Source organism: Desulfosporosinus youngiae DSM 17734, assembly GCF_000244895.1.
Classification (GTDB): Bacteria; Bacillota; Desulfitobacteriia; order Desulfitobacteriales; family Desulfitobacteriaceae; genus Desulfosporosinus; species Desulfosporosinus youngiae.
Window position 1 is genome coordinate 5,535,462 of record NZ_CM001441.1, and the last position, 25,647, is coordinate 5,561,108.

The following is a 25,647-nucleotide window of genomic DNA, read 5'->3' on the forward strand; positions in this document are numbered from 1 at the left end:
AAGTTTTTTTTGAAATACTTATCTTCTTCACCCTTTTTCAGCCAAGTTTTTCCTTTCTCTAGCTTTCTTGGTATTTTTTCCGAGTTGCTTCTCCTCCCCGAATATGCCTTTCTGCTTTGTTCGTCTCAAGGATATGCTTTACTTCCATGGATAACTTTTCATTGACTAATGGTAAACGTTCTGTGACATCTTTATGAACTGTACTTTTTGATACTCCGAAGACATCAGCCGTTTGCCGAACGGTTGCACTCGATTCTAATATGTAAGTCCCAATATCGAGCACCCGTTTGCGTATGTATTCTTGCACGCAGAGCCCTCCTTCGTCCACAACTGTAGTACATTTATATGCATTCTCAACAAAAAAAGACATCCATAAAAGGATGTCCTCACTTGGTAAATACTGTGTTGTTTTTTAGAGTGGTCGCTCATGCTGTTGCTATAGCACCAGCAGAGGATGAAAATAGGTCCCTCGGGTCGGGCAGTTTCGCCCACATCCGCTCACCGCAGCATTCCGAGGCTCACCCACTCGCCGGTGCGGGACTCCGCCAAACCTCCGGGTAATACCTGATGTGAACCCGTGTCTCCGTCTCCCCGCACCGTCTTGTGGGCTTTTACCGCCTCTCCATGCAATGGGTTCGCTTCTGTGGACGAAGCTGCCCTGCTTGCGGGTCTGGGGATTCTTCCGCGTGTTTTTAGGGGCTTTAATTTTTCAGAGTGGCCGCCCATGCCGCTAAGGTGGCACCACCAGAGAATGAAAATGAGACTTTACTTTTTCAAAGTATGGTACTTCATCGACTGCTCCTAAGAAGGCCTTTGCACCTGTCCGTCGTGCCACACTTCGTAATGCAGCTGAGGCTGATCACTTTCTCCTTCAGACCCTGGGAAAAATCCAATCTGCCCCAGCGCATCCTGGCTTTCAACAACCTCACCTTCCTGTACACGAAGGTTATCTAAGCCTCCATACGTAACAAACCATCCCTCTCCGCAGTCTAAAGTCACCTTCTGACCCAGGAATGCATCCGGTCCGGCAAATACGACCTTCCCTCCCCGTGTTGCCCGGATCACGGTTCCTTCTGATAAGGCGTAATCTATGCCTGCATGAAAGATGTAATTCTTAAATGCTTTGGAGTAATAATTGCCAACATTTCTTATAACCTTCCCCTCTACCGGGCTTGGAAAGTTCTTAAGCTCCAGAGACTCAGCGACTGGCTTATGCTGACCAAATACTAATTCGAGCTCTCTCTCAAATTGACGTTCTTGTGTAATTTTGTCCAAATGTGTTTCTTGCTGATTTGGCTTAATAACATTAACTATAGTACCTCCTGTGCTCTGAGGAGCAGGTACGGGTATTTCATTAGCAGAATTAGCAGACTCATTCATTACACCTTGTGGAACATCTGAGGAACTATTCGATACTGTACCTCGATAACCACTATACACGATTAGACCTACCAATACAGGAATAAAACTCCAGGCTAAAATTCGTCCCTTCGGTAATTGCCAACGGTTCATTCAACTCACCTCTAAGGATATTTTTGCCGAATGTCGATGGTTTTAGACTCAATAGATACGCCTGATCTATGAGTTCCTTACATATTCTCTATAGCTATAAGCTTTGTGCCCGGATAAAAGTGGGCTAAGATTTCTTCCACTTTGCTATTCTTTTTTGCCAGGTCATTAGCTCCCCATTGTGACATTCCGACCCCATGTCCGTTGCCATACATTGTTAATGTCAGGCGTTCGGGGGTAATATCCCATTCAATATCTGTTGAGGTAAGCCCTAATAATGTTCGGAGCTGGGGTGCTGTATACACCTTCCCCAATACTTGTACGCTTTTGGCTCTCCCGGCCGAAGTCCGTGCCAGTACTTGAAAATCCTTTGCAGTTAAGGCCCTTGGTGACTCTTTAAGCCCCAGCTTCTTATATAGTTCTTGAGGAGTATAGGAAATCTTTTTAACATACCGCTGAACATTTTCTTCTTCCGAACTTACATTTTGCAAATATGGCCGGGATGAACTCCATACTTCTTCTGATCGTTCAGTCGGTTTTCTTCCGCTGCTGCTATGATAGAACGCCTCGATATAATCTCCATTGAATACTATGACCATCCCTCGTGTTTCTTGGACTGCTTTTTGGATTTTGCTGTGATATCTCCAGTAATTAACCCATCCCCAGTTTTTCCTCATTTGTGCATCTGATAACCACGCTTGTGTCTGCACCGTTGTATCTACATCATACCCTACCTCTGAATGATTCTTTTGAGCCATTCGTTTTGCTGCATAGGTCCGGGATGCAATCGCCTGAGCCTTTAAGGCTTCAACTTCAAACGCTGCGGGCATTTCTGCCGCCACGACCCCCATCAGATAGTCTTCAAGGGGTAGCTTTTCTACGTTTCCGTTAGGCATCAATACTCTAATTTGAAGCTCATCCGTATTAACCTTTTCCTTTTGCCAACGCATAACACTCCATGGAATCACAAATACAATGCAGAGTGATAATACAATAAGCCATAGCCAATCTTTTTTCATTGAAAACCTCCTGCAGTACAAGCATTTTGCTTAAATCTATGCAAGAGGATTCTGGAATATGGCTGAGATTGAAATAAAGAAAAAAGAACAAGAGTTGTTCCTACTCTTGTTCCTTAGAGGGAGAAATTCATGAATTGCCCTACGAGAATATTAAAAAAGAATCGTACTATGAAACTTCCTCTTCCTCGCGAATGATATTAGCGCCCAATCGGGATAGTTTTTCTTCTACCATTTCATAACCCCGATCAATGTGATGAATCCCCCGAATGGTTGTTGTACCTTCAGACGTCAAGGCTGCCAGGATTAAAGCTGCTCCGGCCCGTAAATCTGTTGCGGTTACCGGCGCAGCGTTTAAACGTTGTATTCCTTGAACAATGGCACTTCGTCCTTCAATCTTAATATCCGCGCCCATGCGTTTTAACTCATCAACATGCATAAAGCGATTTTCAAAGACGGTCTCTGTAATCAAGCCCGTACCCTTTGCTCTGGTCAAAAACGCCATAAAGGGTGCTTGTAAATCCGTCGGGAATCCAGGGTGAACTTGAGTTTTGATATCCACCGCATTATAGATGCCGTCCCCAATGATCCGAATCCCATCGTCTTGTTCCATCATGCGGATTCCTGCTTCTTCCATTTTGGCAATCAAAGGCTTTAAATGGTCGGCAATGACATTCTGTACTGTGACATCCCCGCCGGTTGCCGCCGCTAAAAGCAAATAGCTTCCAGCCTCTATACGATCAGGAATCACTGTATGAGTCGTACCGTGAAATTCAGGAACTCCTTCAATATAAATAATACTGGTCCCTGCTCCGCGCACCTTACCGCCCATCTCGTTCAGAAAGGTTGCCAGATCGACAATTTCCGGTTCTTGAGCCGCATTTTCTATAAGAGTTGTCCCTTGAGCCATTGAGGCAGCCATCATAATATTTTCTGTAGCTCCAACGCTTGGATAGTCTAAGTAAATGCGTGCACCTTTTAAACCTTTCGTCGATACATCTAAAAAACCATGATCCATTTTGACTTCTGCACCTAAGGCTTCTAAGCCTTTGAGATGCCAATTGATAGGCCTCGATCCGATAGCACATCCTCCGGGATGAGAAATCCTAACGTGTCCTTTTCGGGCTAGAAGCGGCCCCATAGTGACGATCGATGCTCTCATCTGAGAAACAAGATTATACGGAGCCTCAATACATTCTATTTCACGGGCATGAATGTTCAGGGTTGAGCCATTGCGCTCCACAGTTGCTCCCAACGCTGAAATAACCCGATTCATTACATTTACATCTAACAAGTCCGGAGCGTCATCTAGCCGTACTGGCTCTTTACATAGCAAACTTGCTGCAATAATCGGAAGAACAGCATTCTTTGCCCCGCTTACTGTAATTGTCCCTTCCAGTGGTCTACCGCCTGTAACTGTAAGCTTACTCAAATTCTGGAGACACCCCCTATCCTAGGTTTTTTGTGACTTGTTATTATTCTCTTTACCCTATTACTATTCCTGCCTAATTCGACTTTTTTCTTATTCAAGATAACTCAGAATTCCTCAAGCAAAGCAGGAATTGCCAGGACAGATTGTCCCTCTGAGCTTTTTCCCCGGCTTAATAGTTGAATGTTGATCTGGTCTTGACCGGCAAGAACGCTCGTATCTATTTTGTCCTGATGAGCTGCTGTGGAAATCATAGTTCCTAAGAGAAGCCATTGTTTAGGAATTGCATTAATATGGCTCAGGTAGGCAGCTATATCGATTGTCTGCGGAATACGCTCATCCAAATAGATTCTCCCGCCTGCCTTTTCAATTTGCGGGACCATTGTAGTATACCATGCAAACAGATTACTTTCCTCACTTTTATTGACTAAATGCTGACCTGTTAGTGTAGCTGAAACCTTTTCGCTATTCATCTGGGATTCTTTATATATCCATGTCCACTCAGGTATAGGTCTGGTTGCCCGAATACTCTCCGGGATTTCTCGATCTTCAAACCAAAGAGTGAGGCTGAGTTCTGCTTTATCTGCCTCTACTAACTCTGAATTCAAGAGCAAGGGGACTCCCGATTTTTTCATCTGAACAGTCTCTTTGCTCTGTGCCAGCGCACTTAGAGCATGAACTGCAAAGCTGATCATTAATATTATAGCTGCAACTATTATTATTTCCCGAATATACCTTATTCGATAACTATTATATCCTCTATTACCCTTGAACATATTTTTGCCTCTTTCTCTCTCTTGGTATTAATCTTAGTCTTGCCAAATAGTGAGAAAGCTAACATGCCTAAAGGTATTTTTAGCCAAGTATTCAAGTATTATTTAAAACTTTTTATCACATAGAAAAAAGCCCCCATTTAAGAGGGCCTTCATCATTCAACAATGAAGTTTGAGCTGTATCAGCTTATTCGTTTATCACCTGAAGCACTGATCCGTGCTACAGCTCGTCGCAAGGCATATTCAGCGCGCCGCACATCAATTTCATTGGTACGAGCGGATAAGCGTTTCAAGGCACGTTCTTTTGCTTCCATGGCACGTTTAAGATCGATTCCTTCGCCAAGCTCCGCGGTGTCTGCCAGGACAATAGCCGAATTATCAACAACTTCGACAAAACCTCCGGCTATAGCAGCATGTTTAACCGTACCTTTGAGGGTGTAACGTATAACGCCTATATCCAAGCCTGCAATTAAAGGCGCGTGGTTTGGCAATACACCTAACTCACCCATTGCGCCGGGGAAAACAACAAACTCAACATCTTCATTTAATAAGTTCCCCCCTGGGGAGACAATGCGTAGAGAGAATGTTCCCGCCATGGCTTACGCCTCCATTTTCTTGGCTTTTTCTACGACCTCTTCAATCGGGCCTACCATCAGGAAGGCTGCCTCTGAAATGTGATCGTATTTCCCATCCGCAATTTCTTTAAAGCCACGAATTGTGTCTTTCAAGGGCACATACTTTCCAGGTGAACCCGTAAAGTTTTCTGCAACAAAGAATGGTTGTGACAAGAAACGCTGGATCTTACGGGCCCGGGCCACAATGAGTTTTTCTTCTTCAGAGAGCTCATCCATACCCAGAATTGCGATGATATCCTGGAGCTCTTTGTATTTTTGCAGAATTTGCTGAACTTGCCGGGCAACTGCATAATGCTCTTCACCCAGTACTAAAGGTGAAAGAATCCGTGACGTGGAGTCCAAGGGGTCCACAGCTGGATAAATCCCGATTTCAGCAATAGCCCGGGACAAAACTGTTTTGGCATCCAAGTGGGCAAATGCTGTTGCCGGAGCTGGGTCAGTCAGGTCGTCAGCAGGCACGTAAATAGCTTGTACCGATGTAATAGATCCGTTGCGAGTGGAGGTGATCCGCTCTTGCAATTGACCCATTTCTGTGGCCAGTGTCGGCTGATAACCAACGGCCGAAGGCATCCGGCCAAGCAAAGCCGAAACCTCAGATCCGGCTTGGGTGAAGCGGAAGATGTTGTCAATAAAGAGCAACACGTCCTGACCTTGTTCATCACGGAAATACTCTGCCATTGTTAAGCCTGTCAGACCTACACGGAGACGAGCTCCAGGGGGTTCGTTCATTTGACCGAACACCATAGCAGTCTTATCAATAACGCCAGACTCTTTCATTTCATGATAAAGGTCATTTCCTTCACGAGTCCGCTCTCCAACACCGGCGAATACGGAGATACCACCGTGTTGCTTAGCAATATTGTTAATAAGTTCCATAATTAAGACAGTCTTACCAACACCGGCACCGCCGAAGAGTCCAATCTTTCCGCCCTTTGAATAGGGTGCCAATAAGTCGATGACCTTAATGCCGGTCTCCAAAATACGGGTAGATGGCTCTTGATCTGCAAAGGCCGGAGCCGGGCGATGAATCGGGTAAGTATGATCAGAGTTAATCTCCCCAACGCCATCGATTTGCTCACCTAAAACACTAACCATACGGCCCAATGTTGCCGGACCGACAGGAACTGTAATTGGTGCACCAGTGTTTATTGCCTCAATGCCCCTTTGCAAACCATCAGTCGAGGACATTGCAACACAGCGTACTGTATCGTTCCCGAGATGCTGAGCTACTTCTAAGGTTAAATTAATTTTTTGCTCGGGAACCTTGACCTTAATGGCAGTATATATTTCCGGCAGTTCATCGGGCTCAAAAATAACGTCAACTACCGGTCCCAAGACTTGCAAAACCTTGCCGTTTTTCACAGGCGCGAAACCTCCTTTTTGGGTATTTCCGGCAGCTTATTCTAAAGCAGCTGCTCCACCGACAATTTCAGATATTTCCTTAGTAATCGCCGCCTGCCGGGCCCTGTTCATGGCCAGCGACAATCGTTCAATCACGTCCTTGGCATTATCTGTTGCCGAACTCATGGCCGTCATCCTAGCCCCTTGTTCGCTTGCTTTTCCTTCAAGGATTGATCGGAAGATCTGCGTTTCCACATACTTCGGTAACAAGCTTGCCAGGATCTCATCTGGAGACGGCTCAAAAATATACTGTTTACCTTGTTTGCCTTCAGGTTTTTCAATCGGAAGTAATTTGACTCGTGTAGGTCTCTGAGTAATGGCGCTTACGAACTCTGTATACATGAGATAGACCTCATCAGCATCCCCTTGCTCATAGAGTCGCACTACTTCCTGGGCTATTTCTTTCGCTTGATTATAACTTGGTTCATCTCCAAGCGCTACAAACTCAGCCAAAAACTCGATTTTACCGCGTCGGAAGAAATCCCGACCTCTGCGGCCTACCGCCACCAACTTAACTTCTTGCGGTGTTTCGGCAATCAAACCGGAGGTCATGCGAATCAGGTTCGCATTATATCCTCCGCAAAGACCACGGTCTGACGTAATCAACACATAAACTACCTTTTGCACAGGCCGCTTGACTAAAAGCGGATGAACTGTATCTCCGGGAGCTTGTGCCAGACGTTCCAGAACCCCTTGTAATTGGTTGGCATATGGACGGGCAGCGCTAAGTTTTTGTTGGGCTTTTCTGAGTTTGGCTGCGGAAACCATTTTCATCGCCTTGGTGATCTGCTGCATATTGCGTACACCGCGGATCCGACGACGAATATCGCGTACTCCTGCCACCTCGTTCACCTACTCCTTTTTAATCTAGGCTACAAACCCCTGCTTAAACTCATTAATTGCTTTCTCAAGATCGGCGATCATTTCATTGGAAAGCGCCTTCTCGGTGCGGATTTTAGTTAACAGGTCAGCCTTCACGGAGCGCATGAAGCGCAGGTATTCTTGTTCAAATTTCCCGATTTTCTCAACGTCAATATCATCAGTAAACCCTTTAACTGCCGCGTAAATAACGACAACTTCTTCCTCAACGGGCATTGTTGCATATTGATTTTGTTTGAGAATTTCCATCGTCCGTTTTCCACGGTTGAGACGCATCTGGGTAACTTTATCCAAGTCGGAACCAAATTGAGCAAATGCAGCTAATTCACGATAGCTGGCGAGGTCCAGACGAAGCTGACCGGCAACCTGTTTCATAGCTTTAATTTGCGCGCTTCCACCTACCCGGGAAACGGAAAGACCAACGTTGATGGCCGGCCGGAAGCCGGAGTAAAAGAGGTCTGATTCCAAAAAGATCTGACCGTCTGTAATGGAAATAACGTTCGTAGGAATATAGGCCGACACGTCACCCGCCTGGGTCTCAATAATCGGGAGTGCTGTCATTGAACCTCCGCCGAGATCATCAGAAAGCTTGGCGGCCCGCTCCAAGAGACGGGAGTGGAGGTAGAAAACGTCTCCAGGGTATGCTTCACGTCCTGGCGGGCGTTTGAGAAGCAGTGAAAGTTCACGGTAGGCGACCGCTTGTTTAGAAAGGTCATCATAAACAATCAGAACATCCCTGCCGTTATACATGAATTCTTCACCCATAGCAGCACCGGAATAAGGTGCTATATAGACCATTGGCGCCGATTCGGAGGCGGTAGAAGCTACAACAATGGTGTATTTCATAGCATCGTGTTCTTCCAGCTTCTGAACCACGCTGGCAACTGTCGAGGCCTTTTGTCCGACAGCTACGTAAATACAAATCATATCCTGGCCTTTTTGGTTAATAATCGTATCAATGGCTACAGCGGTTTTACCTGTTTCCCGGTCACCGATAATTAACTCCCGCTGACCACGACCAATGGGAACCATAGCATCAATGGATTTGAGACCGGTCTGCACCGGTTGGTGCACGGATTTCCGCGCAATAACACCGGATGCCGGGGATTCAATCGGACGATACTTGTCCGTCACAATCTCCCCTTTGCCATCAATGGGCTGACCAAGAGCATTTACGACCCGGCCAATCAAAGCCTCGCCGACCGGGACCTCCACGATCCGCCCTGTTCTCTTAACCTGATCGCCCTCTTTAATCCCCGTAAAGGGTCCAAGAATAACGCAACCAATATTGTCTTCTTCAAGGTTCATGGCCATGCCGTAAATGTTTCCGGGAAACTCTAGAAGTTCGCCTGCCATGGCCTTTTCAAGTCCATAAACACGGGCAATTCCGTCTCCAACCTGGATAACTGTCCCGACATCTACGATATCAACAGCACTATCGTAACGTTCGATTTGCTGTTTAATAATGGAACTTATTTCTTCTGGACGCAAGTTCATTCTGTTATTTCACCCCTACTTCCTGAGGTTTATCTGAGTTTTTACGTAAAGTCTTACGCATTTGTTCTAGAGCATGGGCAACGGTTCCATCGATTACGCGATCTCCGATCTGAATCAGCACCCCACCGATAAGCTCAGCCCGAACTTCGCTGACAATACGAACCTCTTTCCCCGTCATACGTACAATCGCTTTTTTCAGATCATCAAGTTGGGCGGAACTTAGGTCAATGGCGCTTGTCACTTTTGCTTCCACAACTTGACGTGCCTCATCAGCCAATCTTGTAAACTCACGTTGGATGAATGGCAAAAGATAAGCTCTTCTGCGGTCAATCAAAAGATAAAGAAAACGTCTTGTTATATCCCCAAAACTTTCTCCCATCAACTTAGCCATGACGGACTTTTTATCATTCAAGGAGATGTGAGGATGTAACAGGGTGTCTTTAACCTCTCCATTTTCCTCAACCATCTTTGTAAGGTCACGTAAATCGGCATCAATTTGATCTAGGCCTGTTTCAGAGGCAATTTCAAACAAGGCTTGGGAGTACCTACGCGCAAGTGATCCATTTATCATTGCATTTCCCCTACCTCTTGAATAAACTGCTCTACAAGTTTCCCTTGATTCTTCATATCAAGTTTTTGACGAATAATTTTCTCAGCCACTAAAACTGAGAGATCCGCTACTTGTGACTTAACGTCGGCAATGGCCCGATCTCGTTCACGTTCAATATCCACAAGGGCAGATTTTTTGATCTTCTCTGCTTCTTCCTGAGCCGCAGTTAAAATCTCAGCCGAACGAGCTTCGCTTACCTTAGTAGCCTTAGCGATTACTTCTTGGGCTTCCTGGCGAGCTTTACGCATTTCTTCCTGGTATTCGCGTTTTATTTGATCTGCCTGTTTCCGCTCGTTTTCTGCCTGACTAAGCATATTCTCAATATTAGTCCGCCGTTCTTCCATCATTTTCATCAACGGACCCCAGGCATATTTACTAAGCAACCAAACGAGCAACAGGAAAGATAAGACCGTAGCGACTACCGTATAATCAAATTGAATAGGATTCCCACCCAATGGTCTACCCCCCTCTCGAGTCTAATTGACGTCGGGATGATTTTTTTCAAGGGAGAACTCTCGTTCCCCCTTGAATTAAGATGGGCTTAACCCTCTGCCCATCATACGAATTACTTTGTAAACATGAGCAGCAGGGCAAGTACCCAGCTAAGGAGTGGCAAAGCCTCGATCAAACCGACACCAATAAACATGGTAGCTTGTAATGTGGCTTTAGCTTCCGGTTGACGACCAATGCCCTCCACCGTTTTACTAATAACATTACCATTACCGATTGATGCCCCAAGAGCTGCCAAGCCAGCAGCAATTCCTGCACCAAGTGCAGCAGCAGCAGACACGTCCATGGGATTTCCTCCTTTCTTGTTTCCAATAATTTTAAAATATTATTCCCTCAGTGGTGTCGAGCATCACTGAAAACCAGCACATTGAGAAGTGCTTAATGAGCGTCTGAGGTAACAGCTTGAGAAACATAAGCTGTCGTCAAAACCACAAACACGTATGATTGAATTGCTCCGATGAAAATACTGAACGCCAGCCAAATAGTCGTCGGCAAAATCCCCGGCAAAACCCAGATGCCGGGCAGCATTAAGATAACCCCTAATAAAATTTCACCCGCAAAGATGTTACCGAATAGACGAAAGGCGAGTGTCATTGGTTTGGCGAGCAAGTCGATGGCGTGAATGATCACGAACACTGGATTCGGCTCAATAAAGTGATGGAAATAATGGGCTCCTTTATGTTTGATACCTAAAGAGACAACCAAAATAATGGTTAACAGGGCTAAGGAAAATGTTGTGTTAATATCTGCGGTCGGTGACATCATGCCCGGTGTCTCGAAAATATGACCTAACTGGGCAAAATGAACATCATGCAATAGATTAAACGTGAAGTTTGGAATAAGGCCAAGCATATTGGAAAAGAAAACAAACATGAACAACGTCACCAAATAGCTCAGCAATGGACGTCCCTTTTCATATTCCATATTATCATTGATGATCCCACGAACGAAATCTATGATCCACTCTAAAACGTTCTGCATTTTACCAGGTTTGCCACTGGTTAAATTGCGTACCCCCGCGAAAACGAAAATCATAACGGCAGCCATTGAAATCCAGGTCATGATTAAGGTTTTACCATGAAATGTCATACTCCCCCAATGCCACAATACTGTTTCATGCACTTCTTTTATCACCCCTTTCTCCATAGTTTTTTTGTATTGCCACAATGATAAATGATATTATCACCCCTGTAACAATCCCTAAAGCTAAATTGAACAACCAGCTTTGCTGAAAGCGAGCAACGGCAACAATAACGAGAGTAACCATTCCCAGCCGCGCCATTAGGTTCCTGCGCATCCGTTTAATAGCTGAATGAACATCAAGTTCAGAACTAAGCAGTGCTTCGCGATAGAACCATAAAGTATAAGCAAACCCTACCCAGTAACCCAGCAAACTGCCCAAGAAAACTTGCTCACCCGTCAAAGCAATTCCAAAAAAAACACAAGCGGTCCCACTTAATAAAGCGATAAAGCTACTTCTTATCATCGGATGCTCCAAACTTCTTTAACGTGATCACTAAGTAGCTCCCTCCAAGTCCTAGTCCTGCCAACATTAAACCTATGGTGAACAAGGGTTCTGTTTTCCAGAGTCCATCAAGATATCTGCCTAAGTAGAATCCTCCCCCGACGACAATTGCCAGAGTTGACGATATACTCGTTCCGACTACAAAGGCTTTTTGCCATGACTTTCGTTCCCCAGCCATATCATTCTTTCCTTAATTATATGAATTTATTAAGACAGGCCAACTATGTAACTGAACTTAAGCATGAATATTGGTTAGCATGCTACATTTTAACAGTTCATACTATATTTAATATATTAGCATACTTTGACAAGACTTTGTGCTTTTTTTTACAGCATTGAAGAATTTTATGTCCACTCTAATTCTCGTCAATTATCTCGGTTATTCGCAAGGCTGCGGACCCGTCTCCATAAGGATTACTGGCCATTGTCATTTTTTGATACGCCTTCTCGTCCCCCAGCAAATTCTGCAGTTCCGAAAATACCCGTTCATACTCTGTCCCCACAAGTGATACAGTACCTGCCGCCACCGCTTCAGGACGTTCCGTGGTATCCCGGACAACCAGTACCGGTTTGCCTAAGGATGGAGCTTCTTCCTGAATCCCCCCGGAGTCGGTCAAAATCAAATGTGCCCGCGCCATAAGATTGACAAAGGGCTCATACTCTAAGGGTTCTATAAGATGGACCCTTGGGTGGGACCCGAGAACCTCTGTGACCACTTTCCGAACGTTGGGGTTTTTATGGACGGGAAAAATTATATAGGTATCCGGATAGGTCTCAAGAGTGCTTTTTAAGGCCTGATAAATCTGACGCATCGGCTCACCGAGATTCTCCCTGCGATGGGTCGTGACAAGAATCATCCGGAACCTCTCCCGCTGTTCAAAGATCGTCTGAAGTTCACTGCCGGCAAAACTAAACTCCGGGTTTACTGTAGCGAGCAAGGCATCAATCACCGTATTACCCGTAACAATAATCCGTTCCGGCGGAACCCCTTCCTGCTCAAGATTCCTTTTGGCTGTTTCCGTTGGGGCAAAATGAAAATCCGTCAGAGCACTCGCCAGTTTTCGATTCATCTCTTCCGGATAAGGAGAATACTTATTGCCGGTTCTTAGTCCGGCTTCAACATGGCCCACCGCTATTTGCGCATAAAAAGCTGCCAGTGCCGCTGCAAATGTGGTGGTTGTGTCTCCATGTACTAAAACCAAATCAGGCCGTTCACGTTGGAAGATATCATGCAGCCCGCTTAAGGCCCGGGTTGTGATTTCCGTTAACGTTTGCCCCTGCTTCATAAGGTTTAGATCAAAATCAGGATCGATCTTGAATAACTGCAGAACCTGATCCAACATCTCACGATGCTGAGCTGTTACGATAACTTGACAGAGGATTGACTCTTTCTGTCGCAGTGCTTGGATCACAGGCGCCATTTTTATTGCCTCCGGACGTGTTCCAAACACGATCATCACTTTTTTGCGCTTAATCACTTTCTTACTCCCTTCGATTCAAAAAGCTCGAAGAAATTACCCGCTTGATTTAATAATTACGAACTATCTTCTCTATCTTCTCCAAATTTCACCAGATCCAATCCCGCTTCTTCAGCCATACTTGCTGCAAGCTGGTCCGGATACAAATACGCGAAGACGACCCGCTTAATTCCAGCGTTAATTAATAGTTTTGTGCACAATACACAAGGCTGATGCGTGGTGTAGAGATCTGCTCCATTAATCGCCACCCCATGCTTTGCTGCCTGCACCAAAGCATTTTGTTCTGCATGCACAGCACGGCAGATCTCATGGCGTTCCCCTGAAGGAACGCCTAAGCTCTGCCGTAAACAACCAATTTCATCACAATGTTGTAATCCTGAAGGACTCCCATTATAACCTGTACTTAAAATTTGTTTATCCTTAACTATAACCGCCCCAACCTGGCGGCGAAGACAAGTTGAGCGTCCTGCTACCACTTGGGCCATTTGCATAAAGTAACTATCCCAGCTGGGGCGCTTTTCACGGCTCATCATTTCGTGCCGAACAGCCGGTCTCCGGCATCTCCGAGACCAGGCACAATATAGCCATGATCGTTCAAACGTTCATCCACTGCCGCGACAAAAATATCCACATCAGCATGGGCATCTTGTACGGCTTTAATTCCCTCCGGAGCTGCAATCAAGCACATCAATTTAATATTCTTTGCCCCACGGTCTTTTAAGAAGGTTATTGCTGCCGCCGCCGAGCCGCCTGTTGCCAGCATAGGATCAATTACGATAAGATCCCGTTCCGCAATGTCGGGGGGTAACTTACAATAGTATTCCACAGGCAAGAGGGTTTCCGGATCCCGATAAAGTCCGACATGCCCGACCTTTGCGGCCGGAATCAGACGGAGCATGCCATCAACCATCCCTAACCCCGCACGAAGAATTGGCACCAGTCCAACCTTCCGGCCGGCTAAAACCTTGCTCTTGGCTATTGCCACCGGAGTCTTAACCTCGATTTCCTGAAGGGGAAAGTCACGGGTTACCTCATAGGCCATCAACATGGAAACTTCTTCAACTAATTCCCTGAACTCCTTTGAGCCTGTTTCCTCATCCCGAATCAGAGACAACTTGTGTTGAATCAGGGGATGATCAAGTACTTGAAGCTTTGGCATCGTTTGGCTCTCCTAATCTAAATTTGTATATAAGGGAAACTCAGCGCATAAAGAACTGACGATTTCCCGCGCTTTTGTAAGTTTATCAGGTTCATGATGTGAGGTCAAGGCAATGTCAATAGCTTCCGCAATCCGTTTCATGGCCTCAGGTGTCATACCACGGGATGTGACTGCAGGGGTTCCAAGCCGAATTCCGCTGGTCACGAAAGGACTTGCCGTATCAAAGGGAATCGTATTTTTATTGACCGTAATTCCTGCTTCATGCAGGATACTTTCCGCTTCTTTACCGGTTAACTGTTTAGTTCTTACATCGACAAGCATGACATGGTTGTCCGTTCCTCCGGAAACAAGCCGGAATCCCCGGGCTGTCAACTCTTGAGCTAATGCTTTGGCATTTTCCACAATATTGGTTTGATAGGTTTTAAACTCCGGCTGAAGGGCTTCGCCAAAAGCAACTGCTTTAGCCGCGATGACATGCATCAGCGGTCCGCCCTGAATACCGGGGAAAATAGCCTTATCAATGGCTTGCGCATTCTCAGCCTTACAGAGAATTAAGCCACCGCGCGGTCCTCTCAATGTTTTATGGGTTGTAGAGGTCACAAAATCCGCATAGGGCACTGGCGATGGATGTAATCCTGCGGCTACAAGCCCGGCGAAGTGTGCCATATCAACCATTAATAAGGCACCGGTTTCATCTGCGATTTCACGCATTTTAACAAAGTCGATGATTCTTGGATAGGCGCTTGCTCCGGCAACAATCATTTTCGGATGATGTTCCTTAGCCAGCTGCCGAACCTGATCATAGTCAATTCGTTCTGTTTTTGAATCCACTCCGTAAGGAACAACATTAAAATAAACACCCGAAATATTTACCGGGCTCCCATGAGTTAAGTGCCCTCCATGGGATAAATTCATGCCCAGTATGGTGTCTCCCGGTTTTAAAAATGAAAAATAGACAGCCATATTGGCTTGAGACCCTGAATGAGGCTGAACATTAGCATGCTCCGCGCCGAAAATCTTCTTAACACGTTCCCGGGCCAGATCCTCAACCACATCGACAAATTCACATCCGCCATAATATCGTTTGCCGGGATATCCTTCAGCATACTTATTGGTTAATACCGAACCTTGGGCAGCCATTACTGCCCGGCTGACGAAGTTTTCAGAGGCTATTAACTCGATGGTATTGGTTTGACGTTTTTCCTCTTGCTCGATGGCTTTAGCGACTTCGGGGTCTTGGTTTTTCACCCATTGATTAATATAATCCATTGGTTAAATTCACTCCTGTCAAAATTTTTAGGCAGATTATTATGTTATTTGTTTTCACTATACGCCGCTCTCGGACCGCCAATAAGACGCGGCCGTGTGCGTGCCATAGTCAAATGCGCCTCACCCAGCTCTTTGACATGAACACGTATAGGGATTGCCACCGGTCTGAGGTGCATACCAATAAATGTATCCCCAATATCGATTCCGGCATGCCCTTGAATTTGCTCTACCATGACTGGGGATGAAAACCTTTCCCACGCCTTTACAGTCATGGCTCCCCCGGCATGCAGTGCCGGAAGTACGGTAACTTCCTCTAATCTATAATGGTCTAAACAAGCCTCTTCTATTACTAAGGCACGGTTAATATGTTCACATCCTTGAACAGCTAAGAAAATACCCTGCCGGCGAACCCGCTCCAGCAAAGGCGGAAGCAGCACCTCGGCGACTTCCAGACTGCTCCCTTGTCCAATTCGATGACCGATAACCTCGCTGGTACTGCACCCTAAAATCAGGATTTGCTTCGGACGTAAATCAGCCTTCAAAAAAAAGGAATCCAGTACACCATTCCATACTTCAGCCATCTCCTGCAATTTGCCTGCAACATTTTTTTCCACGCGAAAAGCAGACCTCCTCTCCTTTGACATTACTCGAACAGGCCCTTAACTCTAGATTTCCTCGCCTCGTTCAATATCTGAGATCAAATTTACACGGAGGGCATGCCGGCCGCCTGAGAACTCTGTTTTCAGGAAAATATCAACAATTTCAAGAGCAAGTCCTACACCAATCACCCGAGCACCCAGAGCTAAAATATTAGCATTATTATGTTCTCTAGCCATCCGTGCGGAAAACGTCTCCGTGCAAACTGCGGCACGAATTCCAGGGATTTTGTTAGCAGCCATGGAAATGCCCAATCCGGTTCCGCAGACAACAATTCCTAAATCTGCTTTTTCTTTTATAATCGCACTTCCCACGGCAAATCCATACTTTGGATAATCCACAGAGTCCTTGGAATGAGTTCCAAAGTCCTGGACCTCTATCCCTTGTTTTTCCAAATGACAAAGAATAGCTTCTTTTAGTTCATAACCACCGTGATCGGCTCCTAGTGCAACTCTCACTCCGTTACCTCCCTCTTCTATTTATTTCTTATTTCTATAGATAGCTGCAAAATTCCTGCAAAAACCAGAAAAAAGCGACATTTTACGCCGCTAGTTTAAACATTTTTCCATAATCTTATGCCTATTTGCCGCCTATTCACAATTTAAATCAGCTGCTCTTTCAAACAATTCAGCAACTCTTTGATTTCCTGAGCGGTTTGGCGGTAAACTTCGAGAGAACCCATGTAGGGATCTTGGATATCCCGTTTTACGTCTCCCCAATTTCCTAAGCATCGAATTTTATGTATATGGCGGGGGAATTGACGCTTTAAGACATCTTCCTGCATTTGGGTCATTGGGATAATCCAATCGGCATCCGCTATTAGCTCCTCTTTAATTCTTCGAGCGCGGTGCAAAGAACCATCAATTTTTTGATCTTTTAGAATCCTCACCACATGAGGGCTGGCATGTTCGCCCTCCCAGGCCGCTATTCCCGCTGAGCTGATCTGAGCCAAGTCTCCGAACATTGCCCGGGCCATTCCCTCCGCCAGCGGACTTCGACAGGTGTTTCCCGTACATACAAACAAAAGTTTCAGTCCCAATAATCTCACCTCATTTTTAAACAAGCAGTTTAACTCCAATTAGCACTAAGGCCAGTCCACCGAGCAATTCAGCTTTATCTCCCAGCCTTGTTCCCATGACACGTCCCAAAATCAGGCCCATTCCCGTCATTAACCCGGCAATCAAACCCATAATCATAACCGTCATAACCATGTCTGCTCTGATCGTCCCTAATGTAAATCCTACACTCAAAGCATCTAAGCTTACGCTTGCCGCCAGGATATAAATACCATACCCATTTAAGGAAGGATTGTTTGATACGTTCTTATGGAAAAGGGCTTCCCTGGCTTCCCTGAACGAGAAACTTTCAGTGGTTGGCCGATAGACCTTGTAGAGCATTCGTCCGCCCAAAACAATTAAAACTAAGGCCCCTATCAGACTTGCAAATTGACCCAGAATCGTCCCTAAAGCCTGACCCAGCAACATCCCGCCTAATGGCATAAAAACATGGAAAACAGCAACCACTAACGACAAACGTACCATCATGCTTTTCCTGATTCCAGCTAAACCAATTGCCAAAGCCAAGGAGAACGCATCTGCACCTAAAGCAGTTGCCACAGCCACAACCCACGCTAAATTCATACCCTTACCTCCGTTCCCCTATATATATGCACGGGGAAGGGCGGATTAGACGGAATTACTGTCAGATGTGCCGGGTTCGCCGGTCGGCCGCTTTCTGCAGACGGTTCATAACGGCGCTCCCTAAACCTTCTTCTTCAATACCTTCAACTAAAATCAAATCCATTTTTCGTTCATCACACAACCGTAACCCTTCAAATAAGTTACTGGCTACTTCCTGGGGCCTGGCCTTCGAACCTAACACAAACAACAGTTCCGGAAAGCAGTTCTGCAAATAGGGTGCACTCTCTAAGGTACAAAGAACACCGACCCGTTTAAACCTGGCATGTCCTCTCTGAATTTCATGTCCGATCCGCTGTACGACTCTCTCTTGAAGTCCGCTCACCAGGAACAGCTCACCTTGCGGAGCATAGTGCCTGTATTTCATGCCCGGTGCTTTAGGCACCTGGTTTACCGAAGGAGTGTCTACACGGACTTCCCCTAAAACCTCTTCCAATTGTTCTTTAGTCGTCCCCCCGGGACGAAGGATCGTGGGAATACCTTCGCTTACATCAAGCACGGTTGATTCTAAGCCGACTTCACATGCCCCTCCGTCTAAAATTAACGGGATCTTCCCCTTCATATCCCTCCAGACATGACTTCCCCTGGTTGGACTTGGTTTGCCTGAAAGATTGGCACTAGGCGCGGCAACCGGAAATCCTGCTTCTTTGATCAAACCAAGGGCTACGGGATGACTGGGCATACGTATTGCCACATTGTCCAGCCCCGCCGTAACAATATCCGGAACCAAGGCTGTTTTGGGCAGGATCAGGGTTAAGGGCCCCGGCCAAAAATGTTCAACACAACGTTCTGCCGCCGGTGTCCAATTTCTAACCAAAGGGTTCGCCATAGCTTGGTCGCAGACATGGACAATTAAGGGATTATCCTGAGGCCTCCCTTTTGCTGCAAAGATCTTGGCACAAGCACCTGCATCAAGAGCATTTGCTCCTAACCCATAGACGGTTTCTGTCGGAAAGGCTACCAACTCTCCTGCTTTCAGCCATTCAGCACCCTCTTTTAAGAGTTGAGCTTCAGGATGAACTCTATTGATAGAACTCCTTTTTGTCTGCATAATGCTCACCTCGCTAAGATCACTCGGTCCCGGCCCGCTAAGTCCGGGAAAACCTGTGTTTCAAAACCCTTCATTCTAAACATAGTACAGACGGCTTCCGCCTGATCCCATCCAATTTCCATCAGAAGCTTACCTTGCGGGGTTAACAAAGGCCGTGCCTCTTCCGCTAAGCGGCGATAAAAATCCAACCCGTCCGGTCCTCCTAAAAAGGCTATAGAAGGTTCATGGAAAATCTCAGGAGCGCACTGCCCATAGTCTTCAGCAGAAACATAGGGAGGATTTGTAATAATATAGTCCCAATACTCGCCCTTAATAGGATCTGCAAAGTCACCTTCACGCCACTGAACCGGAACCCCTAATCGTTCGGCATTTTGTCGGGCAACCTCTAACGCACCTGACGAAAGATCCGTTCCGACCACCTCCGCAGACGGACAATAATGAGCTATAGAAATGGCAAGAGCCCCGCTTCCGGTACACAAATCGGCAACCTTGATCAATCTGCCCTGCCCTTGTTCGTTTTCACTCTTGACAATTTCCAGCCACTTCTCAATCAGAATCTCGCTGTCTGCGCGCGGAATCAGCACCCTTTCATCAACATAAAATTCAAGCCCCATAAATTCCTGCCGTTTTAATATATATTGTAAGGGCTCATTCGCCGCACGACGAAAAATAACCTTCCGGTAACTGGCTTCCTCTTGCTCTGACAAATTACGGTCCCACTCCAGGTAGAGCCGGTCCCGCCTTTTCTTTAAAACTTCAGCTAATAATAAGTCTGCGTCGAAGCGGGCATTTTCAATCCCTTTTTTTATAAGTTCACTCTCACCCCAACGCATACTGTCCCTTATCTTCAACCCAAAAAACCTCTATTCGATGTTCGAGATTCGTACTGTTAGTTTCTTTTATTCAGCAGGAGTTACTGAATCTCCTTTTTCAGCCGCTCTGCCTGGTCTGACGCACTGAGAGCCTGGATGATCTCTTCCAAATCCCCCGCCAGTATTGTCTCCAAGCGATGCAGGGTTAAGTTGATGCGATGGTCCGTCACCCTTCCCTGGGGAAAGTTGTAGGTTCGGATTCTCTCACTCCGGTCCCCTGTCCCTACTTGGCTTCGGCGTTCAGATGCCTGCTCACCGCTCGCTTCTTCTTGGGCCTTCTCTAAAATGCGGGCACGTAAAACGCGCAACGCCTTTTCTTTGTTCTTGAGCTGAGATTTTTCATCCTGGCAGGAGGCAATAATTCCGGTTGGCAGATGGGTAATACGCACAGCCGATTGGGTCGTATTGACACACTGGCCGCCCGGCCCGCTCGAACAATAGATATCAATACGCAAATCGTTTGGATTGATGGTTACTTCCACCTCTTCTGCTTCAGGAAGAACAGCTACCGTGGCTGTAGAGGTATGAATCCTGCCTCCGGACTCCGTGGCCGGAATCCGCTGAACCCGGTGAACGCCGCTTTCAAACTTTAATTTACTATAGGCTCCGTGCCCTTCCAGAAGGAAAATAATCTCCTTATATCCCCCTATATCAGAGTAACTGGCACTTAGCAGCTCGACTTTCCACCCCTGTCCTTCCGCGTAGCGGGTGTACATCTTATAAAGATCTCCAGCAAATAAGCCAGCCTCATCCCCGCCGGCTCCGGCTCGAATTTCCATAATGACGTTCTTCTCATCTAAAGGATCTTTAGGCAAGAGAAGAACCTGAATTTGAGCTTCTAATTCCTGAGACTGTTTTAATAATGCCTCCCGTTCCTGTTCAGCCATCTCCTGCAGATCAGAGTCCAATTTTTCCTTGAGCAGACTCTCCGTCTCCTCCAGTTCACGAAGTACTCCCTGATATTCTCTGAATGTTGTCACCAGATTGGTCATCCCAGCCTGAGCTTTAGCGTATTTTTGCCATTCACTCTGCTTAGCAATGATTTCAGGGTCACTGAGGAGCTCTGTTAATTCATCATATTTACGTTCTACTTCATAAAGTTTCTCTAACATTTTTTCACACCTCAAAATTGCGTAAGTTCTTGACCTGAATCCATTATATCGAGGCGCGATGCGCAAGGTTCGAGGTTCGATCATAAAATTCGCCCTTCACACTTCGTGCTTCGTGCATCGAACATCGTGCCTCGCCAGCATTACGTAAAAAGCAGAGCTTGCGCTCTGCTTTTCCACCAGCAACGACCGCAGGCCGTTGTTTACATCCCGTATTTCCTTTTGAACCGATCAACCCGTCCGCCGGCATCGACAAACCGCTGTACCCCGGTATAGAAGGGATGGCATTTTGAACAAATTTCCACTTTGATGTTTGATCGTGTGCTTCCTGTCGGGATCACTTCTCCGCAAGCACATGTCACTGTGGTTTGTTCATATTTTGGGTGAATTTTTTCTTTCATGTCTTCACCTTCTTTCCCATTTGAATCGAGGCGCTCTTTTGTCGCACCTTGAATACAATTCCAGTCAACTCTTACTATTTTAGCATAAAGAGCATTAAATGGTCAAGGATTGCTAGCAGCCTTTCATCGCATAACGAGGCTTTTTATCAAAACAGTGCCGTGCTTCGATAAAACGAATGGTACCGGTCTTCCCCCGGGCTACCACGGTATGAGTCAATGCCCCTTTGGCTGTAAAGGTTACCCCTCGGACCAAGGGACCCTCTGTAATCCCAGTGGCAGCAAAAAAGACATCATCACCGCTTACCAGATCGTCCATCGTCAATAACTTATGAACGTCCTCAATCCCTAAGGCTTTGGCCCGAGCCACATCTTCCTCGTTTTCCGGCCAAAGACGCCCTTGCATTTCTCCCCCCATACAGCGGAGAGCCGCAGCGGCAAGAACTCCTTCAGGTGCCCCGCCAATTCCCATCATCATATCCACACCTGAATCTTCAAAGGCACAAGCCACTGCAGGAGAAACATCCCCATCTGTGATAAGACGGATTTTCGCCCCGCAAGCGCGCACATCCTGGATCAGCTTATGATGGCGCGGGCGGTCCATAATCACGACGGTTATATCTTCCATACGTTTGCCTAAGGCTTTGGCCACATTCGCTACGTTCTCGGCTACTGGCGCATCTAAATTAATCTTTCCGACGGCAGCAGGGCCTACGGCAATCTTATCCATATACATATCGGGAGCATGAAGCAGGCAGCCCTTCTTGGCAATGGCCACAACCGCTATTGCTCCTGCCATTCCTTTGGCAACAATATTTGTTCCTTCGAGAGGGTCAACCGCCACATCCAATTCAGGTTTATCTCCGTTTCCGACCCGTTCTCCAATGTAGAGCATGGGCGCCTCATCCATTTCCCCTTCACCAATGACCACCGTACCGTCCATATGAATGGTATCAAAAACGGCACGCATAGCTTCAACTGCCGCATTGTCTGCTGCTTCTTTATTCCCCATCCCTACCCAACGAGCTGAGGCCAGGGCCGCCGCTTCTGTTACCCGGGCAAATTCCATGGTAAGTTCTCTCTCCAATTTCGTTTCCTCCTTAAAGTAAGCAAAACACTAAAACTATTTTTCCTTAATCATATAACACATTTAATCTCTATATATAACATTGTGACATACTTTTATGGGCTTTTCAACCATGGTTATACGCAAACTCTGTTGAATGCATAAAAGTTGGCATCAACTCATCTTATTCAGACAGGCTAATGCCAAATTATATCTTAAGAACAAAATCTAACGTTTGTTCCAATCTGCTAAAAACTTTTCGATCCCCGTGTCTGTCAATGGGTGGCGAAAAAGTTGTCTTAATACCCCAAAAGGAACTGTCGCGAAATCTGCTCCTATTTTTGCTGATTCTGTTACATGAACCGGATTGCGAATACTTGCTGCAATCGTCATCGTTGAGATGTCATGAACTTGAAAAATCTCACATATGTCCGCCAATAAGTCCAGTCCATTCTCTCCGATATCATCTAACCGACCAAGAAAAGGACTGACATAAGTAGCACCTGCCCGCGCTGCCAGTAAAGCCTGGTTGGCAGTGAACACCAGGGTAACATTTGTTTTAATTCCTTCGGAACTCAACACTTTTGCAGTTTTCAGGCCGTCTTCAGTCATCGGAAGTTTAATGACGATATTTGAATGAATAGCAGCTAACACACGGGCTTCCTGCAGCATTCCTTTATGATCAAGCGCTATCACTTCGGCACTGATCGGGCCATCGACAATCCCGGCCGCGATCCTAAGAAGTTCGTGAAAGTCCTTTCCTTCTTTAGCGACTAAACTGGGGTTTGTCGTCAAGCCGCCAATGACTCCCATATCCCAAGCTTGCTTAATCTCTTCGATATTGGCAGAATCTAAAAAAAACTGCATTCATCCACCTTCTTTCTAAAGTTTAGGCTTTCCCGTTACTGCCAAAAATCCGGATTTTTTCACGGATTATTTCAGTCGCCGCCTCACGAGCCGGGCCTAACATTTTGCGCGGATCAATCTCTGCAGGGTTCCCGTCCAGTACCTGGCGCGCAGCTAATACAAAGGCTTCCCGGATATTTGTATCAATGTTGACTTTGCAGACGCCCCTGGAAATCGCTTCGCGAAGGGCATCCTCCGGTACTCCTGAAGAACCGTGCAGCACCAGCGGAGTTGAAACCCGTTCCCGGATTTGGGTTAGTCGTTCGAAGTCAAGTTTGGGAATTCCCTTGTATTGGCCATGGGCTGTTCCAATAGCAATCGCCAGGGCATCCACTTGAGTGGCTTTAACAAAGTACTCGGCTTCCGCAGGATCCGTGAACAATGCCTCCCGCTCACTGACCGTAATATCATCTTCCGTCCCGCCGATTTTACCTAATTCAGCCTCTACGGAAACCCCTAAAAGCCGCACAGCTTCGATCACTTTGTTGGTTAAGGCAATATTTTCTTCCAGAGGGAGCTTAGACCCGTCAATCATCACCGACGAAAATCCATTGCGCGTACACTGCATGACTTGTGCAAAGCTTGTTCCATGGTCAAGGTGCAGGGCGATCGGGACGCTTGCCTTTTCAGCGGCTAGCTTTGTTAACGTTGTAATATATTCAATGCCTGCATATTTTATCGCACCCTGGCTGGCCTGGATGATTACCGGCGCATGCTCAGCCTCTGCCGCAGCCACTATGGCCTGGACGATCTCCATATTATTGCAGTTAAAAGCACCAACAGCATAGTGTTCCTTTTGTGCTCTGGCTAATAACCCGGTCATCGATACTAACGCCATTTTTTCTCCTCCTCTATTGTCCTGGAAACATGTTGACCCCGCAGCGGACTATTGATATGCCAAGTCTTATTCTCTTCTAAATAAATAGATTTTATACTTTCAATTTGACAAACATTATCTGCGCTGTCTGCGTAAATAACCCCCATTGCTTCACAACATTCACAATAAAGCTCGATACGATCCGGCAATAACTCAAACGTTAATTGATGATTTCCACAAGCACACCCTAAATCTCCTTGCCTGGCTAAACTATGAAGATGATCTAAAACCCACAGCATGACTTCAGGATTTTCGAACTCTTCCTCGTATCCCAACTCAAGTGCTAATTCTCCAATGGATTTTTCACGCTCACGACAGGCCTGGGTCACTTTCTGCTTCGGTCCGATATATCCGACCGAAGCCCCCACATCAGGGCAAGCAAGCGGCAATGCTTCTTTTCCCCAAATTGCATGGTGATTTAATCTTAAATAATGGGTCTCCCCACAGTAAGCACAAGCGTAAGTGATGTTAAACTGCCGGCGGTTTTTACTAGTCACCGACATCAGTTGCCGACCACATCCACAATGTAGATTCTTGCGTCCTTGACGAGAAAATGCAAAGAGAGAGAGGGCATGAAATTCTAGCTCCCCGCATTGGGAACACTGTATGGCAATGGTCGTATTCGTCGTTAGAATCATAATTCCCACCTCTTCCTACAGCTATACTTCGTCATGCAAGAAGATTTTCCTGCCTTTTCAGTAAAGAAAACTTGCTAGTGTTCAAGCCATCAGACCATAGCCAAGACTCGAACTGATGTTCGAGTCTTGGGCACCGCCATACCTTAATCCGAGAATGGTTCAAGTTAGAAACCCCGTCATGACTCAACCAACGATCGTTGAAATCTCAGCATTGCCCTAATGGCTTTATGTATGGTAATGGCAAGCACCGTGATGGCGAGCAGGATTGGCTGCGATAGTCACAGGCGGAAACGACTGTCTCAAGACTATACGCCCGTTAATATTGTTCTCACGCGGTCTCTCAATTCAAATAAATCAAATGGTTTCCCCAAGTAATGGAGAATCCCAAGATCTTTAGCTTGTTCCATGTTCTGAGCATCACCATAGGCTGTCATCATAATTACGCCAACTTGACGATCTAATGCCCGGATTTGTTTTAAGGTTTCAATTCCGTTCATTCCCGGCATTTTCATGTCCATCATTATAAGATCAGGCTTGAAGGTTTTAAGCAGCTGTACGGCCTCTTCACCGTTAGCTGCCATTTCAACTTCATGCTGATCCTCCCGGAAGGTCTCAAAGAGTAGGCGACGCACACCAAGTTGGTCATCTACTACAAGTATCTTAGCCACTCCCCACATCCCTTTCCT

The 25,647-nt window shown here is 46.2% G+C and carries 33 protein-coding genes; all 33 read right to left on the minus strand.

Annotation, left to right across the window (positions count from 1 at the left end):
• Positions 1-58 precede the first annotated feature (58 nt).
• Complete coding sequence (gene spoIIID / locus DESYODRAFT_RS25800; protein WP_007787557.1) at positions 59-307, minus strand: sporulation transcriptional regulator SpoIIID; 249 nt, start codon at positions 305-307, stop codon at positions 59-61.
• A 191-nt stretch (positions 308-498) separates the two neighbouring features.
• Positions 499-630 carry a hypothetical protein gene (locus tag DESYODRAFT_RS29675; RefSeq protein ID WP_282433041.1) on the minus strand — a complete coding sequence of 44 codons (132 nt, stop codon included), beginning with the start codon at positions 628-630 and terminating at the stop codon, positions 499-501.
• A gap of 171 nt (positions 631-801) precedes the next feature.
• Positions 802-1,512, minus strand: a complete 711-nt coding sequence (locus tag DESYODRAFT_RS25810; protein WP_007787558.1) for a M23 family metallopeptidase — start codon at positions 1,510-1,512, stop codon at positions 802-804.
• 77 nt (positions 1,513-1,589) lie between these two features.
• A complete protein-coding gene (gene spoIID / locus DESYODRAFT_RS25815; protein ID WP_007787559.1) occupies positions 1,590-2,528 on the minus strand; it encodes a stage II sporulation protein D in 939 nt (312 codons plus the stop codon).
• Between the two features lie 166 nt (positions 2,529-2,694).
• Entirely contained in the window at positions 2,695-3,957 is a 1,263-nt protein-coding gene (gene murA, locus DESYODRAFT_RS25820; RefSeq protein ID WP_007787560.1) for a UDP-N-acetylglucosamine 1-carboxyvinyltransferase, read from the minus strand.
• A gap of 104 nt (positions 3,958-4,061) precedes the next feature.
• Positions 4,062-4,730: a hypothetical protein gene (locus DESYODRAFT_RS25825; RefSeq protein ID WP_007787561.1), complete on the minus strand. Its 669-nt coding sequence runs from the start codon at positions 4,728-4,730 to the stop codon at positions 4,062-4,064.
• Between the two features lie 179 nt (positions 4,731-4,909).
• Entirely contained in the window at positions 4,910-5,323 is a 414-nt protein-coding gene (locus tag DESYODRAFT_RS25830; RefSeq protein ID WP_007787562.1) for a F0F1 ATP synthase subunit epsilon, read from the minus strand.
• A gap of 3 nt (positions 5,324-5,326) precedes the next feature.
• Positions 5,327-6,724 (minus strand): F0F1 ATP synthase subunit beta, encoded by a 1,398-nt coding sequence (gene atpD / locus DESYODRAFT_RS25835; RefSeq protein ID WP_007787563.1) that lies wholly within the window; start codon positions 6,722-6,724, stop codon positions 5,327-5,329.
• 36 nt (positions 6,725-6,760) lie between these two features.
• Positions 6,761-7,606: an ATP synthase F1 subunit gamma gene (gene atpG, locus DESYODRAFT_RS25840; RefSeq protein ID WP_007787564.1), complete on the minus strand. Its 846-nt coding sequence runs from the start codon at positions 7,604-7,606 to the stop codon at positions 6,761-6,763.
• 24 nt (positions 7,607-7,630) lie between these two features.
• Positions 7,631-9,139, minus strand: coding sequence for a F0F1 ATP synthase subunit alpha (atpA, locus tag DESYODRAFT_RS25845; RefSeq protein ID WP_007787565.1), 1,509 nt, complete (start codon positions 9,137-9,139; stop codon positions 7,631-7,633).
• A gap of 4 nt (positions 9,140-9,143) precedes the next feature.
• A complete protein-coding gene (gene atpH / locus DESYODRAFT_RS25850; protein WP_007787567.1) occupies positions 9,144-9,710 on the minus strand; it encodes an ATP synthase F1 subunit delta in 567 nt (188 codons plus the stop codon).
• Complete coding sequence (gene atpF, locus DESYODRAFT_RS25855; RefSeq protein WP_007787569.1) at positions 9,707-10,204, minus strand: F0F1 ATP synthase subunit B; 498 nt, start codon at positions 10,202-10,204, stop codon at positions 9,707-9,709. The genes atpH and atpF overlap by 4 nt, the downstream gene beginning before the upstream one ends.
• 110 nt (positions 10,205-10,314) lie before the next feature.
• Complete coding sequence (gene atpE / locus DESYODRAFT_RS25860; RefSeq protein ID WP_007787575.1) at positions 10,315-10,545, minus strand: F0F1 ATP synthase subunit C; 231 nt, start codon at positions 10,543-10,545, stop codon at positions 10,315-10,317.
• A gap of 92 nt (positions 10,546-10,637) precedes the next feature.
• The gene (gene atpB, locus DESYODRAFT_RS25865) at positions 10,638-11,381 is read right to left on the minus strand and encodes a F0F1 ATP synthase subunit A (protein ID WP_042340147.1); all 744 of its coding nucleotides are present in this window, start codon (positions 11,379-11,381) and stop codon (positions 10,638-10,640) included.
• On the minus strand, positions 11,374-11,745 hold the full coding sequence (locus tag DESYODRAFT_RS25870; RefSeq protein WP_007787578.1) for a hypothetical protein: 372 nt from the start codon (positions 11,743-11,745) through the stop codon (positions 11,374-11,376). Before DESYODRAFT_RS25870 ends, atpB begins: the two co-directional genes overlap by 8 nt.
• The gene (locus DESYODRAFT_RS25875; RefSeq protein WP_007787579.1) at positions 11,732-11,962 is read right to left on the minus strand and encodes an AtpZ/AtpI family protein; all 231 of its coding nucleotides are present in this window, start codon (positions 11,960-11,962) and stop codon (positions 11,732-11,734) included. Before DESYODRAFT_RS25875 ends, DESYODRAFT_RS25870 begins: the two co-directional genes overlap by 14 nt.
• 178 nt (positions 11,963-12,140) lie before the next feature.
• Positions 12,141-13,262: a non-hydrolyzing UDP-N-acetylglucosamine 2-epimerase gene (gene wecB, locus DESYODRAFT_RS25880; RefSeq protein ID WP_007787581.1), complete on the minus strand. Its 1,122-nt coding sequence runs from the start codon at positions 13,260-13,262 to the stop codon at positions 12,141-12,143.
• Positions 13,263-13,318: 56 nt separating this feature from the next.
• Entirely contained in the window at positions 13,319-13,792 is a 474-nt protein-coding gene (locus tag DESYODRAFT_RS25885; RefSeq protein ID WP_042339172.1) for a deoxycytidylate deaminase, read from the minus strand.
• Positions 13,792-14,421, minus strand: coding sequence for a uracil phosphoribosyltransferase (upp, locus tag DESYODRAFT_RS25890; protein ID WP_007787585.1), 630 nt, complete (start codon positions 14,419-14,421; stop codon positions 13,792-13,794). The genes DESYODRAFT_RS25885 and upp overlap by 1 nt, the downstream gene beginning before the upstream one ends.
• Before the next feature lie 12 nt (positions 14,422-14,433).
• Positions 14,434-15,690 (minus strand): serine hydroxymethyltransferase, encoded by a 1,257-nt coding sequence (locus DESYODRAFT_RS25895; RefSeq protein ID WP_007787587.1) that lies wholly within the window; start codon positions 15,688-15,690, stop codon positions 14,434-14,436.
• 44 nt (positions 15,691-15,734) lie between these two features.
• Complete coding sequence (locus DESYODRAFT_RS25900; protein ID WP_242833725.1) at positions 15,735-16,271, minus strand: TIGR01440 family protein; 537 nt, start codon at positions 16,269-16,271, stop codon at positions 15,735-15,737.
• Between the two features lie 84 nt (positions 16,272-16,355).
• Positions 16,356-16,805: a ribose 5-phosphate isomerase B gene (rpiB, locus tag DESYODRAFT_RS25905; RefSeq protein WP_007787592.1), complete on the minus strand. Its 450-nt coding sequence runs from the start codon at positions 16,803-16,805 to the stop codon at positions 16,356-16,358.
• A 143-nt stretch (positions 16,806-16,948) separates the two neighbouring features.
• Positions 16,949-17,386, minus strand: coding sequence for a low molecular weight protein arginine phosphatase (locus DESYODRAFT_RS25910; RefSeq protein ID WP_007787593.1), 438 nt, complete (start codon positions 17,384-17,386; stop codon positions 16,949-16,951).
• Positions 17,387-17,402: 16 nt separating this feature from the next.
• Positions 17,403-17,987, minus strand: a complete 585-nt coding sequence (locus DESYODRAFT_RS25915) for a manganese efflux pump MntP (RefSeq protein ID WP_007787594.1) — start codon at positions 17,985-17,987, stop codon at positions 17,403-17,405.
• A gap of 61 nt (positions 17,988-18,048) precedes the next feature.
• Positions 18,049-19,095 (minus strand): L-threonylcarbamoyladenylate synthase, encoded by a 1,047-nt coding sequence (locus tag DESYODRAFT_RS25920; protein WP_007787595.1) that lies wholly within the window; start codon positions 19,093-19,095, stop codon positions 18,049-18,051.
• Between the two features lie 5 nt (positions 19,096-19,100).
• Positions 19,101-19,946, minus strand: a complete 846-nt coding sequence (gene prmC, locus DESYODRAFT_RS25925) for a peptide chain release factor N(5)-glutamine methyltransferase (RefSeq protein ID WP_007787596.1) — start codon at positions 19,944-19,946, stop codon at positions 19,101-19,103.
• Between the two features lie 62 nt (positions 19,947-20,008).
• The gene (prfA, locus tag DESYODRAFT_RS25930; RefSeq protein ID WP_007787597.1) at positions 20,009-21,079 is read right to left on the minus strand and encodes a peptide chain release factor 1; all 1,071 of its coding nucleotides are present in this window, start codon (positions 21,077-21,079) and stop codon (positions 20,009-20,011) included.
• A 200-nt stretch (positions 21,080-21,279) separates the two neighbouring features.
• Entirely contained in the window at positions 21,280-21,477 is a 198-nt protein-coding gene (gene rpmE, locus DESYODRAFT_RS25935; protein ID WP_007787598.1) for a 50S ribosomal protein L31, read from the minus strand.
• Positions 21,478-21,589: 112 nt separating this feature from the next.
• Positions 21,590-22,561 (minus strand): class II fructose-bisphosphatase, encoded by a 972-nt coding sequence (gene glpX, locus DESYODRAFT_RS25940; RefSeq protein ID WP_007787599.1) that lies wholly within the window; start codon positions 22,559-22,561, stop codon positions 21,590-21,592.
• Positions 22,562-22,768: 207 nt separating this feature from the next.
• On the minus strand, positions 22,769-23,407 hold the full coding sequence (fsa, locus tag DESYODRAFT_RS25945) for a fructose-6-phosphate aldolase (RefSeq protein WP_007787600.1): 639 nt from the start codon (positions 23,405-23,407) through the stop codon (positions 22,769-22,771).
• 22 nt (positions 23,408-23,429) lie between these two features.
• The gene (locus DESYODRAFT_RS25950; protein ID WP_007787601.1) at positions 23,430-24,284 is read right to left on the minus strand and encodes a class II fructose-1,6-bisphosphate aldolase; all 855 of its coding nucleotides are present in this window, start codon (positions 24,282-24,284) and stop codon (positions 23,430-23,432) included.
• Entirely contained in the window at positions 24,275-24,961 is a 687-nt protein-coding gene (locus tag DESYODRAFT_RS25955; RefSeq protein WP_007787602.1) for a hypothetical protein, read from the minus strand. Before DESYODRAFT_RS25955 ends, DESYODRAFT_RS25950 begins: the two co-directional genes overlap by 10 nt.
• Positions 24,962-25,266: 305 nt before the next feature.
• Positions 25,267-25,638: a response regulator gene (locus tag DESYODRAFT_RS25960; RefSeq protein WP_007787603.1), complete on the minus strand. Its 372-nt coding sequence runs from the start codon at positions 25,636-25,638 to the stop codon at positions 25,267-25,269.
• Between the last annotated feature and the right edge of the window lie 9 nt (positions 25,639-25,647).

Bases quoted from the DNA above. Each gene is read 5' to 3' on its own strand.
- DESYODRAFT_RS25810 (WP_007787558.1), bottom strand. From the start codon at position 1,512: ATGAACCGTTGGCAATTACCGAAGGGACGAATTTTAGCCTGGAGTTTT.
- spoIID (WP_007787559.1), bottom strand. From the start codon at position 2,528: ATGAAAAAAGATTGGCTATGGCTTATTGTATTATCACTCTGCATTGTA.
- DESYODRAFT_RS25825 (WP_007787561.1), bottom strand. From the start codon at position 4,730: ATGTTCAAGGGTAATAGAGGATATAATAGTTATCGAATAAGGTATATT.
- DESYODRAFT_RS25830 (WP_007787562.1), bottom strand. From the start codon at position 5,323: ATGGCGGGAACATTCTCTCTACGCATTGTCTCCCCAGGGGGGAACTTA.
- atpA (WP_007787565.1), bottom strand. From the start codon at position 9,139: ATGAACTTGCGTCCAGAAGAAATAAGTTCCATTATTAAACAGCAAATC.
- atpH (WP_007787567.1), bottom strand. From the start codon at position 9,710: ATGATAAATGGATCACTTGCGCGTAGGTACTCCCAAGCCTTGTTTGAA.
- atpE (WP_007787575.1), bottom strand. From the start codon at position 10,545: ATGGACGTGTCTGCTGCTGCTGCACTTGGTGCAGGAATTGCTGCTGGC.
- DESYODRAFT_RS25870 (WP_007787578.1), bottom strand. From the start codon at position 11,745: ATGATAAGAAGTAGCTTTATCGCTTTATTAAGTGGGACCGCTTGTGTT.
- DESYODRAFT_RS25875 (WP_007787579.1), bottom strand. From the start codon at position 11,962: ATGGCTGGGGAACGAAAGTCATGGCAAAAAGCCTTTGTAGTCGGAACG.
- DESYODRAFT_RS25885 (WP_042339172.1), bottom strand. From the start codon at position 13,792: ATGAGCCGTGAAAAGCGCCCCAGCTGGGATAGTTACTTTATGCAAATG.
- upp (WP_007787585.1), bottom strand. From the start codon at position 14,421: ATGCCAAAGCTTCAAGTACTTGATCATCCCCTGATTCAACACAAGTTG.
- DESYODRAFT_RS25895 (WP_007787587.1), bottom strand. From the start codon at position 15,690: ATGGATTATATTAATCAATGGGTGAAAAACCAAGACCCCGAAGTCGCT.
- DESYODRAFT_RS25900 (WP_242833725.1), bottom strand. From the start codon at position 16,271: ATGGCTGAAGTATGGAATGGTGTACTGGATTCCTTTTTTTTGAAGGCT.
- DESYODRAFT_RS25915 (WP_007787594.1), bottom strand. From the start codon at position 17,987: ATGAATTTAGCGTGGGTTGTGGCTGTGGCAACTGCTTTAGGTGCAGAT.
- DESYODRAFT_RS25920 (WP_007787595.1), bottom strand. From the start codon at position 19,095: ATGCAGACAAAAAGGAGTTCTATCAATAGAGTTCATCCTGAAGCTCAA.
- prfA (WP_007787597.1), bottom strand. From the start codon at position 21,079: ATGTTAGAGAAACTTTATGAAGTAGAACGTAAATATGATGAATTAACA.
- rpmE (WP_007787598.1), bottom strand. From the start codon at position 21,477: ATGAAAGAAAAAATTCACCCAAAATATGAACAAACCACAGTGACATGT.
- fsa (WP_007787600.1), bottom strand. From the start codon at position 23,407: ATGCAGTTTTTTTTAGATTCTGCCAATATCGAAGAGATTAAGCAAGCT.
- DESYODRAFT_RS25950 (WP_007787601.1), bottom strand. From the start codon at position 24,284: ATGGCGTTAGTATCGATGACCGGGTTATTAGCCAGAGCACAAAAGGAA.
- DESYODRAFT_RS25955 (WP_007787602.1), bottom strand. From the start codon at position 24,961: ATGATTCTAACGACGAATACGACCATTGCCATACAGTGTTCCCAATGC.
- DESYODRAFT_RS25960 (WP_007787603.1), bottom strand. From the start codon at position 25,638: ATGTGGGGAGTGGCTAAGATACTTGTAGTAGATGACCAACTTGGTGTG.